Here is a 14,431-nt window from a genome sequence, read left to right as displayed (position 1 = left end):
GCCTGTTACCTCACCGCGCCGGCAGTTTTTAGTTTCTGGTATTTTTCCTCGTTAAACCACCAGAAATCAAACTGACCCACAGCCAGCGGAGGCAGTACCTCGGGATGCTCATACATGTCGTAGTAGGCGACCCAGGTATCTGAAACATATCCAGACGGTACCTGAATACGCAGGTATCTAAGGACACGATCCAGAGCTTTTAGTGATGCGATCTCTTCCTCGCGCGACTTGGTATCCAGAGCCGCATCAATGATCGCATCAACCAACGGGCTTTGCAAAGATTGCGGGTTGTAAGACGATACGACGGCGTTTTCTGATCCATACGCCTGTTTGAGACCGGTACCTGCTTCCAAGAACGGCTGGTTGCGGAAAAAGATCATGTCGAAGTCTTTATCATAGTACCGCTGAATCCACTGGGCACTGTCGATCTTTTCAACCGTGACTGAAACACCAAAGCTTTCCAGGCTTGATGCATAGGTAGTCACGATAGCCTCTGCCGTGTCCGAAGAGGACGCATTCAGCATGATCTGGATGGACATCGGATTGCCATCTGCATCCTGCAGTTTGCCCGCACCATTTACAGTCCAGCCCGCTTCGGACAGCAGTTTCAACGCGGTGCGTTTGTTCCTACGATCCACGGTACGCGATGGATTTGAGCTGTGCGCACGCACCGCTTCTTGTGTCAGAACCTCTTCGGGGACCAAATCGCCAAGTGACTCGAGGAAGGTTTTTTCAAGACCTGTCGGGACCCCCTCGGCAGCGACTTCCGAGTTTTCTGCGAAGGAATGGCGCTGTTCTGTCAGACCATATTGCAGAGATTCAGACGTCCATTCGAAGTTGAAGGCAAGCCCCAAAGCCTCGCGCACTTTGATGTCGTCAAACGGTGCCCGCGTCATATTGAAAATAAAACCCGAAGGCGATGGAGGCGACATGACCGGAATTTCTTCGCGTTTCACATAGCCGTTTTGGACAGCCGGAAACTCATATCCCGTTGCCCATTTCTTGGTACTGCCTTCGGCCCGGAAGGTGTAGACACCCGCCTTAAACGCCTCAAATTCGGCAGCATCGTCTGCGAAGTATTCGACCCGAACGGTCTCAAAGTTGTGACGACCCACATTGATCGGCAGGTCCCAACCCCAATAGTCGGGGTTGCGGCGATAGACGATATAGCGGTTCAGCTCAAAATCATCGACCACATAGGGCCCGCTGCCCATCGGAGTTTGCAAGCTCTGCTTATCCAATCGCTCGCCCGTTTTTTCGTACCAGGCTTTTGAAAACACAGGGGTCCCGCCAACCTGAGAAATCAAGGAGCGGCGCGAAACCCCATCCACGAAGTTAAATTTGATCGTGTGGTCATCGATGATCTCATAACCTTCGATCCGCTGCTTCACCGCGCGGGCATAGCTGCGGATGCCTTGTTCCAGAAACAGGTCATGCGTGAACGCTGCGTCATGAGCGGTCAGCGGAGTGCCATCTGCAAACCGAGCTTCGGGGCGCATATAAAATATGCACCATTCCTTGGTGTCTGGGTATTCGACGGCCTCGGCCAACAACCCGTAAGCTTCTGTGATGGAGTCTGCAGGCGTCGCAGATCCAAATGGGCTTTCGCCAAACATGCTTTCCGCAATCAGCCCCGAATACCGCCCGGCTTTGCCTTGCCAGTTGAACCGGTTCATCCCATCGAACGTGCCGCGCGTTGAAACCGATATATGGCCCCCGACAGGAGCATCCGGGTTCACATAGTCAAAATGTTTGAAGTCAGGTGGATATTTAAGGTCACCAAAGAACGAATACCCATGTGCCCGAATGATGGTCTCTGCATCAGCACCAGCGGCCAAGGCACCGCCGAGCCCGGGGGCGGTTGCAGCAACAGCCGTTCCGCCCAATAACTGCAGCGCGGTGCGCCTGTTCATACGCGCCTGCGTTGGTATCGTGCTTTTGCGTGTCATCCCCACCTCTCCTACAAACCTGTCAACGTCTTGATGCGTCTCAGCCTAGCTAAAGGCCTAGAACACACAGTTTCAAGTTTAGAATGCATGAGCGTATTGTGAAGTAATCCTCACGCAAAAATTAAAGCCGCTGCAACAGGCAGCGGCTTTCACGAGTTTTTGATCTGTCAAAGGGTCAATTGCCGATGGTCTGCAGATAGGCAATCAAATCTGCGCGATCTTGCGGCTTTTTCAGGCCAGCAAAGCTCATGGATGTGCCCGAGATATAAGCGCTTGGGCGCTCAAGGAAGGCATCCAGCGCTTCGGGCGTCCAGTTGCCACCATGCGCTTGCATCGCTGCCGAATAGCCGGTGAACCCTTTGGCCGTTGCAACAGGGCGGTCAACCACAGCATACAGATAGGGGCCTGTTCCGTTCGCTCCGTCTTCCAGCTTGTGACATGCGGTGCATTTGCGGAACACTTTGGCGCCCTTGTCGACATCGGCTGCGGCCAGCAGGTCTTCGAAGACCACTTCTTCGCCATTCGCGCTTTCGCCCGCGCTTTCGGTTTCGATAATGTAAGCGGCTTCCGCCTCGCCATGACCACCGGGCGAATACAGGATATCCGCGCCCCATTTAGCCAGAAGAAGCACCAGGAAAGTGCCGAACAGGCCTGCTGAGGCCTTGGTAACTGTCATCGTGTCGAACATTGATCGCGTGTCCATTTCAGCTGTCTGCGCAGGTGTCTAAGGCTTCCCCTGACGAGAGGCAAGGTATAGACACCGCGACTAAACGCCCAATTCAAGAACTTGTTGCACGGAATCGACCAAATGACCAATCGCATTGCATTTCAAGGGGAACCCGGTGCCTATAGCCACGAGGCCTGCCGCAATGCGCGGCCGGATATGGAGGCGTTGCCCTGTCGGACATTCGAGGATGTGATCGAATCGGTTCGCTCGGGCCAGGCCGATCTGGCCATGCTGCCGGTCGAGAACACCACGTATGGGCGCGTGGCCGACATTCACCGGCTTCTGCCCCATAGCGGCCTGCACATCATTGATGAGGCGTATGTGCGGGTTCACATCAATCTGCTTGGTGTCCCCGGCGCCAAACTTGAGGATGTGACCGAGGCGCATTCCCATCTGGTTTTGCTGCCTCAATGCGCCACTTTCCTGCGCGAACATGGCATTCGGGGCCGCGTCAGCCCTGACAACGCCCGCGCCGCACGTGAAGTCTCTGAGGCTAACGATCCGCAATCTGCCGCATTGGCCAGCGAACTGGCCGCTGAAATCTATGGCCTGGACGTGCTGGCGCGCCATATCGAGGACCACGGCGACAACACAACGCGGTTTCTGGTTATGTCACCCGAGGCTGATACTTCGCGTCGTGGTGACCATGAGATGATCACTAGTTTCGTCTTTCAGGTCCGCAACATTCCCGCTGCTCTCTATAAGGCCATGGGCGGGTTTGCGACCAATGGGATTAACATGACCAAGCTGGAAAGCTATATGGTTGATGGCTCGTTCACAGCGACCCAGTTCTACGCCGATATCATGGGGCATCCGGACGACAGGAATGTCCAACTGGCAATGGATGAGCTGCAGCACTTTACGACCAATGTCGAGATTCTGGGGGTCTACCCGGCCGCCCGGCCCAGAGGCTGACAACTACTCGCTAGGTTGTGGCGTCCGAGAACTCGGACCGGCGTTCACCGCTGCGCCATGCGGTGAGTATGGCATCAACACATAGATCGACTCCTTCGATCGACGTGACCTCAAGATCGTATCGCCTGCCGATGTGGATCGTAGCTTGATCCCGCGCGGCGCTGCCCAATGGGCGGTCCCCTCGTCGACGCTCACGCTCGGTTAGTACCGGCAATGGGCAATGGACCGCGACAAACAGCACATCATGAGCTCTGAACAGGGATTGAAGCTGCTCCGCCCAACCCGGTGTATCCAGGATATGCTCAAGCATCAAATGATTGCCCGCATCCGCATAAGCGGCCACCGACCTGTGGAATCCATCAAAGAATGCGGCCCGATCCGAGGGCCAATCAAACTCTGCGGCGCGATACCGATCCAAGGGCAGCACACCGGAATCCCTCAGATGATCGATCGAGATATGCCAGAACGGCAGTTCTATCTTCTTCTGAAGTGCGCGGGCGATTGTGCTCTTGCCACTACTCGATGCGCCATGAAGGACAATGATATGGGACATGCCTATCAGACTAACAGAGTATAGGCTTTCGACACCCCACCATCGAGCTGTCGATAGGTTCGGAACCCCATCGCGTCATAGTAGGCAAGGCCATCCTCGTTATCCGCACCAATCGTAGCGTCGATTGACGTCAACCCGAAAGTGCGAGCAGCATTCAGCGTCTGGGCAAACAATCCACGCCCAATGCCGCGTCGTGCGGCTGATGGCCGGATATGAGTGCCAATGATGCCCCAACCGATCGCGACATCGTACGGATTGTTTTTGGCGGCATATCTCAGCGACTGAAACCCAAGGATCTGCCCGCTTTGATTAACGGCAACCGTGCAGCGAATACTGTCAGGATGGGTGATATAGTGACCCAGAACAAACTCGGCTGTTGCTGGCGCCTTGCGCTTTCCCGCCTCAAAGATGTGCTGCAAGACGCTTGCGATACCCTCTGCGTCACCTTCTCGCGCAGGTCTGTACAAGATTTCGCTCAAATCCCTGCCCCTAACTGCCCGCAGCAACCAACATTATGCCCCGTGCTTGTAACGTTGCTCCAACTCGCGCGCGAATTCAGCCAGCCGTAGTTGAAATTGCTTGCGGAACCGCGCTTGCCCCAGCTTCATGGATTGCAACAGCAACCGCGCGGGCAGGGATTTCGCGCTCAGCGACATATCCACGCTCAACCGGGTCCTACGCTGCGACAGCGCAAGCAGATCAATTGTCGTAACGCCTGCCATCCCCTTGCTGTTGGCCTCAAACCGCATCTGCGCCGGGCGTTCACAATCTGTCATGACGACGGTCATCTGGCGCGCTTTGCCACGCAGTTTGAATTCAGTGTCCCAGGTAGTACCTGCGGCGGGCGGTATATCTTGCGTCACGCGCCGCACATCGATGCCACGCCGCATCGCCATCCGCTCGAACCGGTCGAAATCGGCGACCATTTCGAACACCGAGTTTATCGGGGCTTCGATATCTTCACGTGCTGAAAACTGCATTTCGGCCTTTGCTGTGCTTTTATCTAGTTTTTCGTCAGTCTATGGTATCTGCAAGCCAGTTTCGTAAAAGGAAATGCGCGATTGCACCTTTTCGGGCGGGCAGAAGCTTGGGGTGATCTCCGGCAAAGGCCTGCATCATTTCGGTTTTGGTGACCCAAAGCGCGTCCTCGATTTCAACCGGGTCAATCTTGATGTCACGCGACAGTGCCTCTCCCGCGCAGCCAAACATCAGCGACGACGGAAACGGCCAGGGCTGGCTGGACAGGTACGAGACGGCGCCCACCGGCACTCCTGCTTCCTCCATCACTTCGCGGCGCACGGCGGCTTCCAGCGTTTCACCCGGCTCAACGAACCCCGCGAGTAGAGAATACATCCCTTCGGGCCATCCAGGCGACCGGCCCATCAGAACCGCATCGCCATGGGTGATCAGCATGATGACAACCGGGTCGGTGCGTGGGAAATGCTGGGCCCCGCAAGACGGACAGCTGCGTTGCCACCCTGCCTGCGCGATCTGAGATAGCACACCGCATTGGGCACAGAACTTATGCGTCTTGTGCCAGCCAACAACGGACTTGGCGGTTGCAGCCAACTCGGCATCGCGGTTTGAAAGCCGGGTCATGATCCGGCGCAGCTCAGCGAACGCAGTGCCCGCGGGCAGGTCGGGATGTTGCTGTTCAGACCGATCAACAAACGTATCAAGGCCGGTCAGATCCTGCCCCTCGGCTGCCCAGCCCGAGATATCATAGGCAAAGATCGGTGCGCGCGCTTCTTCCAAACCCAAAAGGATCGGGGCAGAGATAATCCCACCCGGTCCGTTTTGAATCACAGGGTGTGACATTGGAAGCCTGACAAGCTGATCCAGCGCCTCACCCTGCACCAGCAGTTTTCCGCGCCACAGCAGGACACAGCGCGCCTTTGTATCATCGTGCGCTTGTTGCAGCTGTTCTGCATCAGATCGCAGCTCGGCGGCTCGATTCAGGCCCGAACCACCAAAAGTCACCAGTTCTGCGTTTTTCATTCATTGTCCCTTGGGCTTTGCTGACAGGGCTGCCACGGCAACCGGAATGTTGCAATGCCATTTCTTGGCGCGCGCCTGACCCTGCGACAACGCAGTGGTTGATACGCCTAAAAATATGTGCATTAAATCTACTAAATGTTGATTTTGAATAATATTATCGCCCAAAAGTAGTAGTTCAGAGTGAAAACAAGACCAGTTTGTACAGGTCAGACTGAAAGCGCAGACGTGAAAATTCGTATTCTTGCGACAACCGATCTGCACATGAACCTGACCGGTTTCGACTATTACTCCGACCTGCCCGATGTTTCGGTCGGGCTTACGCGCACCGCCAACCTGATCAACTCCGCGCGTAAATCCGCAGGTAACGCAGTTGTCCTGTTGTTTGACAATGGGGATGCGCTTCAGGGCACTCCGCTTGGCGACCGGGCAGTGCAAGACCAAGACCCTAATCCGATGATGCAGGGCTTTGCCGCTTTACAGTACGATGCGATAGGTCTGGGTAACCACGACTTTGGCTTCGGACTGGATGCTCTGGACCGCATTCTTGCCGACGCGCCCTGCCCGGTTCTGTGCAGCAATATGCACCCTGCCAAAGGCATCAGGACGCGCTGGCAAGGCCACACGATCTTTGACCGAACCGTTTTGTGGGACGGGCAAGATATCCCGCTGCGCATCGGTGTTTTTTCGGTTCTACCGCCGCAGACAATCCAATGGGAGGCCCATCACCTAAGTGGGATGGTCGCCGCCGAAGGCATGCTCGACGCGGCCAAACGCGCAGTACATACCTTGAAATCGGCGGGATGCGATCTGATCATCGCCTTGGCGCATTCAGGTATCGAGCAGGAAGACGACGCCCCCGGGTCTGAGAATACGGTGATCGCACTGGCAGATCTTAAGGGCATAGATGCCCTGATCGCAGGACATACCCATTTCACGCTGCCCGGCCCAAGCCATAGCACCATGCCCCATGTCGATCACGACGCCGGGCTGATCCATGGCAAACCTGTGGTCATGGCTGGATCCGCGGGCTCACATCTGGGACAGATTGATCTGCATATGACGCATTCAGCCGATGTTGGCTGGGCCATTATCGCGCAAAGCGCAAAACTGCATGCGGTAAGCGCGGCCTCCGAAGATGATGAAGTGCCGGAAGATCCCGAACTGGTCGCGCTCTTTGCACCAATCCACTCTAAAACCCGCGCCGAGATGGCGAAACCGGTGACTGAAATCTCACAGCCCTTGCACAGCTATTTCAGCTTTTGCGCCCCGGATCAGGGGCTTGCACTTGTTGCTGTGGCTCAGGCGGCAGGCCTAAGGCCATATTTAGCTGGCTCGGCACTGGCAGATCTACCAATTCTATCGGCTGTCTCTCCTTACAAGTGTGGTGGTCGATCTGGCCCTCGCTTCTATACCGACGTCCCCGCAGGTGAGGTTTGCCTGCGCCACATCGCCGACCTGCATATTTTCCCCAATGAGCTGCGCGCCGTCAGACTCACCGGAGCACAGGTTCTTGACTGGCTTGAGATGTCGGCCGGCGTTTTCCAACAGTTACAAGGCGATGCCGCATGCGAACTGATTGATCCAAGCCGCGCAGGGCATAACTTTGACGTGCTGTTTGGGCTGACCTACCAGATCGATCTGTCACAACCAGCGCGATTTGACCGCCAAGGGCAATTGCTAGGCCAAGACCATCGGCGCATACGCCAGCTGCGCATTAACGGGTCTGACCTGCGGCTCGAGCAGGAGGTCATCGTCGCACTCAACAACTATCGCGCCAGCGGAGGTGGGTATTTCCCCTTCGTCAATGAGGCGCATGCCATCAACTTACCGCCATTGGATATCAAACGGGTCCTGCGCGACTATTTGATTGGCGATCTGCCCGCCGATCCGCTGGCGCAGACACCCTATCCTTTTGCACTTGCCCCCCAAGACGGGGCAAAGGCGATCCTGACCACCGGACCTGGCGCGCTGAAGTATTTGGCGGAGCTAGACATATATGAACCACAAGTTCTGACCCCTGATCCCTCAGGTTTTGAACGCATTGAGTTAACTCTCTGACGGGTTGCCATTTGCAGCGGGCTTGCCTATATCAGGCCCTGAGAGGTTGGCGCGGGCGAGCGCCTCGCCAACCTGGTCAGGTCCGGAAGGAAGCAGCCACAACGAGCCCCGCTTGGGTCGATGTCCAACCTCTCACTGATCGCAACCCACAAGCCGCGGGAGGGCTTTTATGAGTGTAGCAAAACCCCTTCAGGCAGCGTGGTTCTGATCACCATCTAACCAACTGCCTGAACACATCGCCGCCGGATGCGCGTTTGCCATCTGGCCGCCATGCTGTTTCTGAACATAGGCAGATCAATGTCTCATACACTTTCGGACCTTGGATGGTCCTCTCATTTTGCCGCGCAAAGCGTGGATGACCCTAGTTGTATCCCCTATCGCATCTCAGCGGTGCATCGTGATCGTCTGATCGGGCTGTCAACTGCAGGCGAAGTGCCACTTATCTCACCTTCTCGTTCAACTGGCGACTTTGCAGTGGGCGACTGGGTTCTTGCTGATCAGGATCAGCGCATTCAGCACCTGCTGGACCGGCGCAGCCTGCTGCAACGCCGTGCCGCTGGCACGGGGGCCGAAGCGCAGCTGATCGCTGCAAATGTGGATGTGCTGTTCATCGTCACCTCATGCAATGCGGATTTCAACCTGCCCCGGCTGGAGCGATATCTGGCGCTTGCCAATCAGGCCGGGTGCTATCCGGTCATCGTGCTGACCAAAGCGGACCTGTGTGCTGATCCCAACGCGGTTCAGCGCCAGGCACAGGAACTTGGGCCTTTCCTGACCATTCTGACCGTCAACGCGCTTGATCCTGCGGATATAGGATCCGTCCTCAGCTGGTGCCCCACCGGACAGACGGCTGCTCTGGTCGGCTCGTCCGGCGTTGGCAAAACCACGCTGGCCAACGGGATGACCGGTCAGGCCGAGGCTACCGCAGGCATTCGCGAGGATGACGCCCATGGGCGTCACACCACAACTGCTCGTGCCCTGCATCCTATGCGAAACGGGGGCTGGCTGATCGACACACCGGGCATGCGCGCGTTGCGGTTGCTTGACGCGCAGGAGGGGGTGGATGAGGTCTTCTCGGACATTCTCGACCTTGCGCAAGGGTGCCGGTTCTCGGATTGTCAGCATGATCAGGAACCGGGATGTGCCGTGCAGGTTGCGATTACCGATGGCATACTTGATCCCGCGCGGCTGGATCGATGGCGCAAGCTGCGGCGCGAGGATCAGAGGAACTCAGAAACCATCGCCCAATCCCGCGCACGTGACAAAGCCTTCGGAAAGATGGTCCGGTCGGTTGTGAAAGGCAAAAAGCACCTAAAAGGTCGATGATCAAATCAGGGGCGTTGCGCGACCGACGCCCCTACTCAATCAGACGCGGCCAAACGGCCGCATTACGCCGCGCAAACGCGCCAATATGACCGATCTCCTTAACCCCGAAATCACGTGCAGACAGCACATGGCGTCGCGCCTCGGAGCCATAAAGATCGGCCAGTCCCCAGACCGCCTTAGGTGGAACGGTCTGATCATCATCGCTGGTGAACAGATCCACCGGGACACCCAGTTCCGCCCAGCGCGCTTGTGGCAGGTCTTGACCCATCTCGGGCAGATAGCTGCGCGGTGCGGTACACCACCTGCGCCATTGCCAATAGACAGGCCCCGGCAAATCAGCCCCAAACCCGATCGCCTTGCCCGGCAGATACCCCAGCGCCTTCACCAGCAAAGGCACATGCCCACGCCAAAACGTCCAGGCCAGCCCTTTGTACGGCCAAGGATGATCCGACAAGGTGACCAGCCCCGAGCAGACACAGATCATACGGTCGATCTTGTCGATGTCCGGCTGTATTGGCCCCAGCATCCCACCAACCGAATGACCAATTGTCCACTGATTGGCATCAGGAAAACGCCGCCGCATCTCGGCCCGTGCGGCTGGCATGTCGATCAAGGCCCAATCGGCCATTGTGACCTTAGAATCTCTCAAACGGCCCGTGCATGAATGGCCAAAATCGCTATAATCATAGGTCAAGCAGGCAATGCTGCGTTCTGCTGCCAACCAGCGCGCAAAGTGTTGATAATAGTCACGCGGCACACCCGTTGCGCCGTTTAACACAACAACTGTTTCGGGTTCGACTACGGGGCAATACAAGCGCGCCGACAACATCGCTGATCCGGATGGGAACCGAAAGTCTTCAACCGTCGCTGCCTCGTGCGTGTCTAACATCGCGTCTTCGGGTGCTTTCTGAACCGACCAGTTTACCGAATTAGAAAGCACAGCAAACCTTGTTCGAGTCAACCCGAGGGCTACTTGACCAAACGTCCACCTACGCAACACCATACATCTGCCCTACGTTGCAAAGATACCGCTATAGACCCTCAGGGGTGCTACCGGATCACCCCGAACGCAGTTCGAGTACGTCAGTGGTCGCGCGTGTAGCCCAGCTCATCTGTTCGTTGGTCTCCACAGCGCACGGACGCAGCGCCCGTAAGCGGGCCAACGCTTGATCAAAACGCTCACCGCATTCGATCATCAACCGCAAAACTACCATTCCGGACCGCCCGCACCCGCCCCGACAATGAACCAACACTCGGCCACCCCCGGACAGCGCATGTCTCGCTGCCGCGCTGACGGCAACCCACTCATCATCGATATTGGACAAAGGAGCTCCATAGTCCTCGACCGGCAGATGCACCCACCGGCTGGCACGCCCCTGAATATCACTGCCAAAGGTTTGGGCTCCGTCCTGAAGCATCTCAACTTCCGTCGTCATCGAGATCACAAGCCCGGGTTTCCAGTCAGATATCCTGTTCAGATCATCGGCATAATCGCCACCTCGACCCGGCAGTGATGTCAACGCAAGCGTGCCGCCCCCGACTTGCAAAGCATAGACCACTAGCTGAGACATCAACGACCTCCTCCCAAATACGCACCTGTTCAATAGTTGTATTTCTACAAATCTGAGACCTCAGTTTACGCATATCCCGATTCGCTCCAAACCAAATTTCCTGAATCGCGCTGTGGACGCGGACAGCAGCGGCCACTACGCTGTGTCGACGCCCCGAATCCGCCAGAGCAGACATGACCGAAACAGACAGCCCCGCCTATCAGGTTCTCGCCCGCAAATATCGCCCGGAAACCTTTGCGGATCTGGTGGGGCAGGATGCGATGGTCCGCACCCTGAAAAACGCGTTCGAAGCCGATCGGATTGCACAAGCCTTCGTTATGACCGGCATTCGCGGGACGGGTAAGACCACCACAGCCCGGATCATCGCCAAAGGCATGAACTGCATCGGGCCGGACGGCAATGGCGGCCCGACAACCGAACCCTGCGGCGTCTGCGAACACTGCACCGCGATCATGGAAGGCCGTCATGTCGACGTGATGGAGATGGACGCCGCCAGCCGCACCGGCGTCAATGACATTCGCGAGATCATCGACAGCGTCCGCTATCGCGCCGCCTCGGCCCGCTATAAGATTTATATAATTGATGAGGTTCACATGCTCTCGACCAGCGCCTTCAACGCGCTGCTCAAGACGCTTGAGGAACCTCCCGCACATGTAAAATTCATCTTCGCCACCACCGAGATCCGCAAGGTCCCGGTGACGGTTCTGTCTCGCTGCCAGCGCTTCGACCTGCGACGGATCGAACCAGAAGATATGATCGGCTTGCTCCGCAAGATCGCGGCTGCCGAAGGGGCCGAGATTGCCGAGGACGCATTGGCATTGATAACCCGCGCGGCCGAGGGGTCAGCGCGGGATGCGACCTCACTTCTGGATCAGGCAATCTCGCACGGGGCTGGAGAGACGACAGCGGATCAGGTGCGCGCCATGCTTGGCCTTGCGGATCGTGGTCGGGTTCTGGACCTGATGGATATGATCCTGCGCGGCGATGCCGGTGGCGCGCTGACCGAACTCAGCGCGCAATATGCCGAAGGCGCCGATCCACTGGCTGTGCTGCGTGATCTGGCTGAGATCACCCATTGGGTGTCGGTCGTGAAAATCACGCCGGACGCAGCAGAGGACCCAACCGTATCGCCTGACGAACGCGCGCGCGGCCAGCAGATGGCCGAGGCCCTGCCCATGCGCGTGCTGACCCGGATGTGGCAGATGCTGTTGAAAGCGCTTGAGGAGGTCTCGGCCGCGCCAAACGCGATGATGGCAGCCGAAATGGCCGTGATCCGCCTGACCCATGTGGCCGATCTGCCCAGCCCGGAAGAATTGATCAAACGTCTTCAGGATGCACCGCCACCGCCCATGGGCGGACCGAGAGGCGGCGCACCTGCCCACAACAATGGCGCAACGCCTGTAGAAGCACGCGGTCCGATGCCGACACATCACCAGCCCACCGCGCGCAGTTCCGGGGGCGCACCGGTCGCGGCGCTGGCGCAGGATGTGCAGGCGGCACTTGCGCGGTATCCCACCTTTGACCATGTGGTCGAGCTGATCCGGACCAACCGCGATGTCAAACTTCTGGTCGAGGTCGAAAATGGTGTTCGCCTGGTTTCGTACCAACCCGGCCGGATCGAGTTCACACCCGCACCTCAAGCCCCGACCGATCTGGCCCCGCGTTTAGGTTCGGCCCTGCAACGCTGGACGGGCAACCGCTGGGCTGTTTCGATTGTATCGGACGGAGAGGCGCCGACCATTGCCGAAATTCGCGACAAAGCCGAATTTGCACTAAAGGAAGAAGCCTCTGAGCACCCTCTGGTCCAGGCCGTGTTGGCGCAGTTCCCGAAAGCCAAAATTACCAAAATCGAGACCCCCGAACAACGCGCCGCACAGGTGGAAACCGAAGCCCTGCCCGAGGTGGAAGACGAATGGGACCCGTTCGAGGAGGACTAATAGGTGCACTATGCACGCATCGATGCGGTCTACCACGAAGCATGCGAAATCTATAACCCGTCTTGGAATGGCGAAACGGTTAGCGAATGGGTCGAAGCAGCCGCCCTTGCCTCAAATCCGGTTTCAATCATCTTGCTGGTCTTATCGGCACTGGCAATTTGGCGTGGAAACCTCTGGATTGCTTTGATGACATCCGTCGGCTGGATGATCTGGGCGGCTCACATTCTTGTCGACGATATGATGTATGACCCGCGTCGAACGGCAGCGGACATAGGATGCGTCGGCCATTCCACTCTGTTCATTGGCTTGGCAATTGCGCTATGTGCTGGGATGACACTCTACGCAGTATATATTCGCCTGAGGCGATCACACTTAAGGAGACTCTAAATGCTCAAAGGACTAGGCGGTCTGGGCGATATGGCCAAGATGATGAAATCGGCTCAGGACCTGCAGACCAAAATGACCGATATGCAGGAAGAGCTGAACACCATCATGGTGGTTGGTGAATCCGGTGCAGGTCTGGTCAAGGCAACGGCCACGGCCAAAGGCGAACTCAAGGGGCTGGATATCGACCCGTCTATCTTCAACGGCGACGACAAAGAAGTGGTCGAAGATCTGATCCTGGCCGCGATAAAGGACGCACAGACCAAAGCAGCTGAGCGCTCGCAGGCCGAGATGGCCAAGCTGACCGAAAGCATGGGCCTGCCCGCGGACATCAAGTTACCGTTCTGATCTTTATCTTTTCGAATACACTTCCGCCGGAGGCCTCCCCCGGCGCCAGACAGGACAGGCCGTGAGTTCAAACAGCGACATCGACAATCTGATCGACCTGATGGCCAAATTGCCGGGCCTCGGCCCGCGTTCGGCCCGTCGCGCTGTGCTGCACCTGATCCGAAAACGCGCCCTGTTGCTGACGCCTCTTGCGGACACGATGCAACAGGTCGCCGTCACCGCCCGCGAGTGCCTGAACTGCGGCAATGTCGGCACGACCGATATATGTGACATCTGCAGCGACGAGGCCCGCGCAACCGGAGAGCTCTGCGTGGTCGAAGATGTCTCGGACCTCTGGGCGATGGAACGCGCAGGCGTTTTCAAGGGCCGCTACCATGTTTTGGGCGGTACGTTGTCGGCGCTTGATGGCGTGGGCCCGGACGAATTGCGCATCCCCCGGCTCAAAGACCGCGTCGTGGCCGAAGAGATCACCGAAGTCATTTTGGCCCTGAACGCCACCGTAGACGGCCAGACCACCGCCCACTACATCGCCGATCAATTGGAAAGGCAGGTCCGCCTGACCTCACTGGCGCAGGGCGTGCCGATTGGGGGCGAGTTGGACTATCTGGATGACGGGACGATCACGGCAGCATTGAGGGCACGGAAGGAACTATGAATGCAGGCCT

Annotated in this window: 15 protein-coding genes and 1 other RNA gene; 8 read left to right on the top strand and 8 right to left on the bottom strand. The window is 57.4% G+C overall.

Features of this window, described 5'->3' with window-relative positions; genetic code table 11:
- Window positions 1–5: 5 nt before the first annotated feature.
- Together AC2FGE_RS13415 and AC2FGE_RS13410 are read right to left on the bottom strand one after the other, a co-directional pair.
- Window positions 6–1,949 (bottom strand): extracellular solute-binding protein, encoded by a 1,944-nt coding sequence (locus tag AC2FGE_RS13415; RefSeq protein WP_496819707.1) that lies wholly within the window; start codon window positions 1,947–1,949, stop codon window positions 6–8.
- 175 nt (window positions 1,950–2,124) lie between these two features.
- On the bottom strand, window positions 2,125–2,637 hold the full coding sequence (locus AC2FGE_RS13410; RefSeq protein ID WP_496819743.1) for a c-type cytochrome: 513 nt from the start codon (window positions 2,635–2,637) through the stop codon (window positions 2,125–2,127).
- 120 nt (window positions 2,638–2,757) lie between these two features.
- Between AC2FGE_RS13410 and AC2FGE_RS13405 the strand changes: the two genes are divergently transcribed.
- Window positions 2,758–3,591, top strand: coding sequence for a prephenate dehydratase (locus AC2FGE_RS13405; protein ID WP_496819706.1), 834 nt, complete (start codon window positions 2,758–2,760; stop codon window positions 3,589–3,591).
- Between the two features lie 10 nt (window positions 3,592–3,601).
- On the opposite strand, the gene AC2FGE_RS13400 is transcribed toward AC2FGE_RS13405, so the two are convergent.
- The 4 genes from AC2FGE_RS13400 to nudC are packed head-to-tail and all read right to left on the bottom strand — an operon-like array spanning window position 3,602 to window position 6,142.
- Window positions 3,602–4,144 carry a chloramphenicol phosphotransferase CPT family protein gene (locus tag AC2FGE_RS13400; protein WP_496819705.1) on the bottom strand — a complete coding sequence of 181 codons (543 nt, stop codon included), beginning with the start codon at window positions 4,142–4,144 and terminating at the stop codon, window positions 3,602–3,604.
- Window positions 4,145–4,149: 5 nt separating this feature from the next.
- Window positions 4,150–4,623: a GNAT family N-acetyltransferase gene (locus AC2FGE_RS13395; RefSeq protein WP_496819704.1), complete on the bottom strand. Its 474-nt coding sequence runs from the start codon at window positions 4,621–4,623 to the stop codon at window positions 4,150–4,152.
- Window positions 4,624–4,656: 33 nt separating this feature from the next.
- Window positions 4,657–5,124, bottom strand: a complete 468-nt coding sequence (locus tag AC2FGE_RS13390) for an SRPBCC family protein (protein WP_496819702.1) — start codon at window positions 5,122–5,124, stop codon at window positions 4,657–4,659.
- 34 nt (window positions 5,125–5,158) lie between these two features.
- Window positions 5,159–6,142: an NAD(+) diphosphatase gene (gene nudC / locus AC2FGE_RS13385; RefSeq protein ID WP_496819701.1), complete on the bottom strand. Its 984-nt coding sequence runs from the start codon at window positions 6,140–6,142 to the stop codon at window positions 5,159–5,161.
- 180 nt (window positions 6,143–6,322) lie between these two features.
- Here nudC and AC2FGE_RS13380 point away from each other — a divergent pair, with 180 nt between their 5' ends.
- The 3 genes from AC2FGE_RS13380 to rsgA all read left to right on the top strand — a co-directional run bounded on the left by AC2FGE_RS13380 (window position 6,323) and on the right by rsgA (window position 9,526).
- Window positions 6,323–8,200 carry a bifunctional 2',3'-cyclic-nucleotide 2'-phosphodiesterase/3'-nucleotidase gene (locus tag AC2FGE_RS13380; protein ID WP_496819700.1) on the top strand — a complete coding sequence of 626 codons (1,878 nt, stop codon included), beginning with the start codon at window positions 6,323–6,325 and terminating at the stop codon, window positions 8,198–8,200.
- Window positions 8,201–8,239: 39 nt separating this feature from the next.
- Window positions 8,240–8,338: signal recognition particle sRNA small type (ffs, locus tag AC2FGE_RS13375), an RNA gene on the top strand.
- 159 nt (window positions 8,339–8,497) lie between these two features.
- Complete coding sequence (rsgA, locus tag AC2FGE_RS13370; protein ID WP_496819699.1) at window positions 8,498–9,526, top strand: ribosome small subunit-dependent GTPase A; 1,029 nt, start codon at window positions 8,498–8,500, stop codon at window positions 9,524–9,526.
- 31 nt (window positions 9,527–9,557) lie between these two features.
- Here rsgA and AC2FGE_RS13365 read toward each other — a convergent pair whose 3' ends face one another.
- Both AC2FGE_RS13365 and AC2FGE_RS13360 read right to left on the bottom strand, forming a co-directional pair.
- Window positions 9,558–10,415 carry an alpha/beta hydrolase family protein gene (locus tag AC2FGE_RS13365; protein WP_496819698.1) on the bottom strand — a complete coding sequence of 286 codons (858 nt, stop codon included), beginning with the start codon at window positions 10,413–10,415 and terminating at the stop codon, window positions 9,558–9,560.
- A 169-nt stretch (window positions 10,416–10,584) separates the two neighbouring features.
- On the bottom strand, window positions 10,585–11,097 hold the full coding sequence (locus tag AC2FGE_RS13360) for a protein-tyrosine phosphatase family protein (RefSeq protein ID WP_496819697.1): 513 nt from the start codon (window positions 11,095–11,097) through the stop codon (window positions 10,585–10,587).
- 173 nt (window positions 11,098–11,270) lie between these two features.
- Between AC2FGE_RS13360 and AC2FGE_RS13355 the strand changes: the two genes are divergently transcribed.
- The 4 genes from AC2FGE_RS13355 (at window position 11,271) to recR (ending at window position 14,421) form a co-directional block, all read left to right on the top strand.
- Entirely contained in the window at window positions 11,271–13,034 is a 1,764-nt protein-coding gene (locus AC2FGE_RS13355) for a DNA polymerase III subunit gamma/tau (protein ID WP_496819696.1), read from the top strand.
- A gap of 3 nt (window positions 13,035–13,037) precedes the next feature.
- Window positions 13,038–13,421 (top strand): hypothetical protein, encoded by a 384-nt coding sequence (locus AC2FGE_RS13350; protein WP_480826408.1) that lies wholly within the window; start codon window positions 13,038–13,040, stop codon window positions 13,419–13,421.
- Window positions 13,422–13,766: a YbaB/EbfC family nucleoid-associated protein gene (locus tag AC2FGE_RS13345; RefSeq protein ID WP_039529126.1), complete on the top strand. Its 345-nt coding sequence runs from the start codon at window positions 13,422–13,424 to the stop codon at window positions 13,764–13,766.
- Window positions 13,767–13,827: 61 nt separating this feature from the next.
- A complete protein-coding gene (gene recR, locus AC2FGE_RS13340; RefSeq protein ID WP_496819695.1) occupies window positions 13,828–14,421 on the top strand; it encodes a recombination mediator RecR in 594 nt (197 codons plus the stop codon).
- The last annotated feature ends 10 nt before the right edge of the window (window positions 14,422–14,431 follow it).

The organism is Ruegeria sp. YTSA075 (assembly GCF_059610245.1).
Note: the sequence above shows the minus strand (reverse complement) of the source record. Positions and strands in the feature narration are given on the sequence as shown.

Coding starts and splice junctions, on each gene's coding strand:
- AC2FGE_RS13415 (WP_496819707.1), bottom strand. CDS start 1,949: ATGACACGCAAAAGCACGATACCAACGCAGGCGCGTATGAACAGGCGC.
- AC2FGE_RS13410 (WP_496819743.1), bottom strand. CDS start 2,637: ATGTTCGACACGATGACAGTTACCAAGGCCTCAGCAGGCCTGTTCGGC.
- AC2FGE_RS13405 (WP_496819706.1), top strand. CDS start 2,758: ATGACCAATCGCATTGCATTTCAAGGGGAACCCGGTGCCTATAGCCAC.
- AC2FGE_RS13400 (WP_496819705.1), bottom strand. CDS start 4,144: ATGTCCCATATCATTGTCCTTCATGGCGCATCGAGTAGTGGCAAGAGC.
- AC2FGE_RS13390 (WP_496819702.1), bottom strand. CDS start 5,124: ATGCAGTTTTCAGCACGTGAAGATATCGAAGCCCCGATAAACTCGGTG.
- nudC (WP_496819701.1), bottom strand. CDS start 6,142: ATGAAAAACGCAGAACTGGTGACTTTTGGTGGTTCGGGCCTGAATCGA.
- rsgA (WP_496819699.1), top strand. CDS start 8,498: ATGTCTCATACACTTTCGGACCTTGGATGGTCCTCTCATTTTGCCGCG.
- AC2FGE_RS13365 (WP_496819698.1), bottom strand. CDS start 10,415: ATGTTAGACACGCACGAGGCAGCGACGGTTGAAGACTTTCGGTTCCCA.
- AC2FGE_RS13360 (WP_496819697.1), bottom strand. CDS start 11,097: ATGTCTCAGCTAGTGGTCTATGCTTTGCAAGTCGGGGGCGGCACGCTT.
- AC2FGE_RS13355 (WP_496819696.1), top strand. CDS start 11,271: ATGACCGAAACAGACAGCCCCGCCTATCAGGTTCTCGCCCGCAAATAT.
- AC2FGE_RS13345 (WP_039529126.1), top strand. CDS start 13,422: ATGCTCAAAGGACTAGGCGGTCTGGGCGATATGGCCAAGATGATGAAA.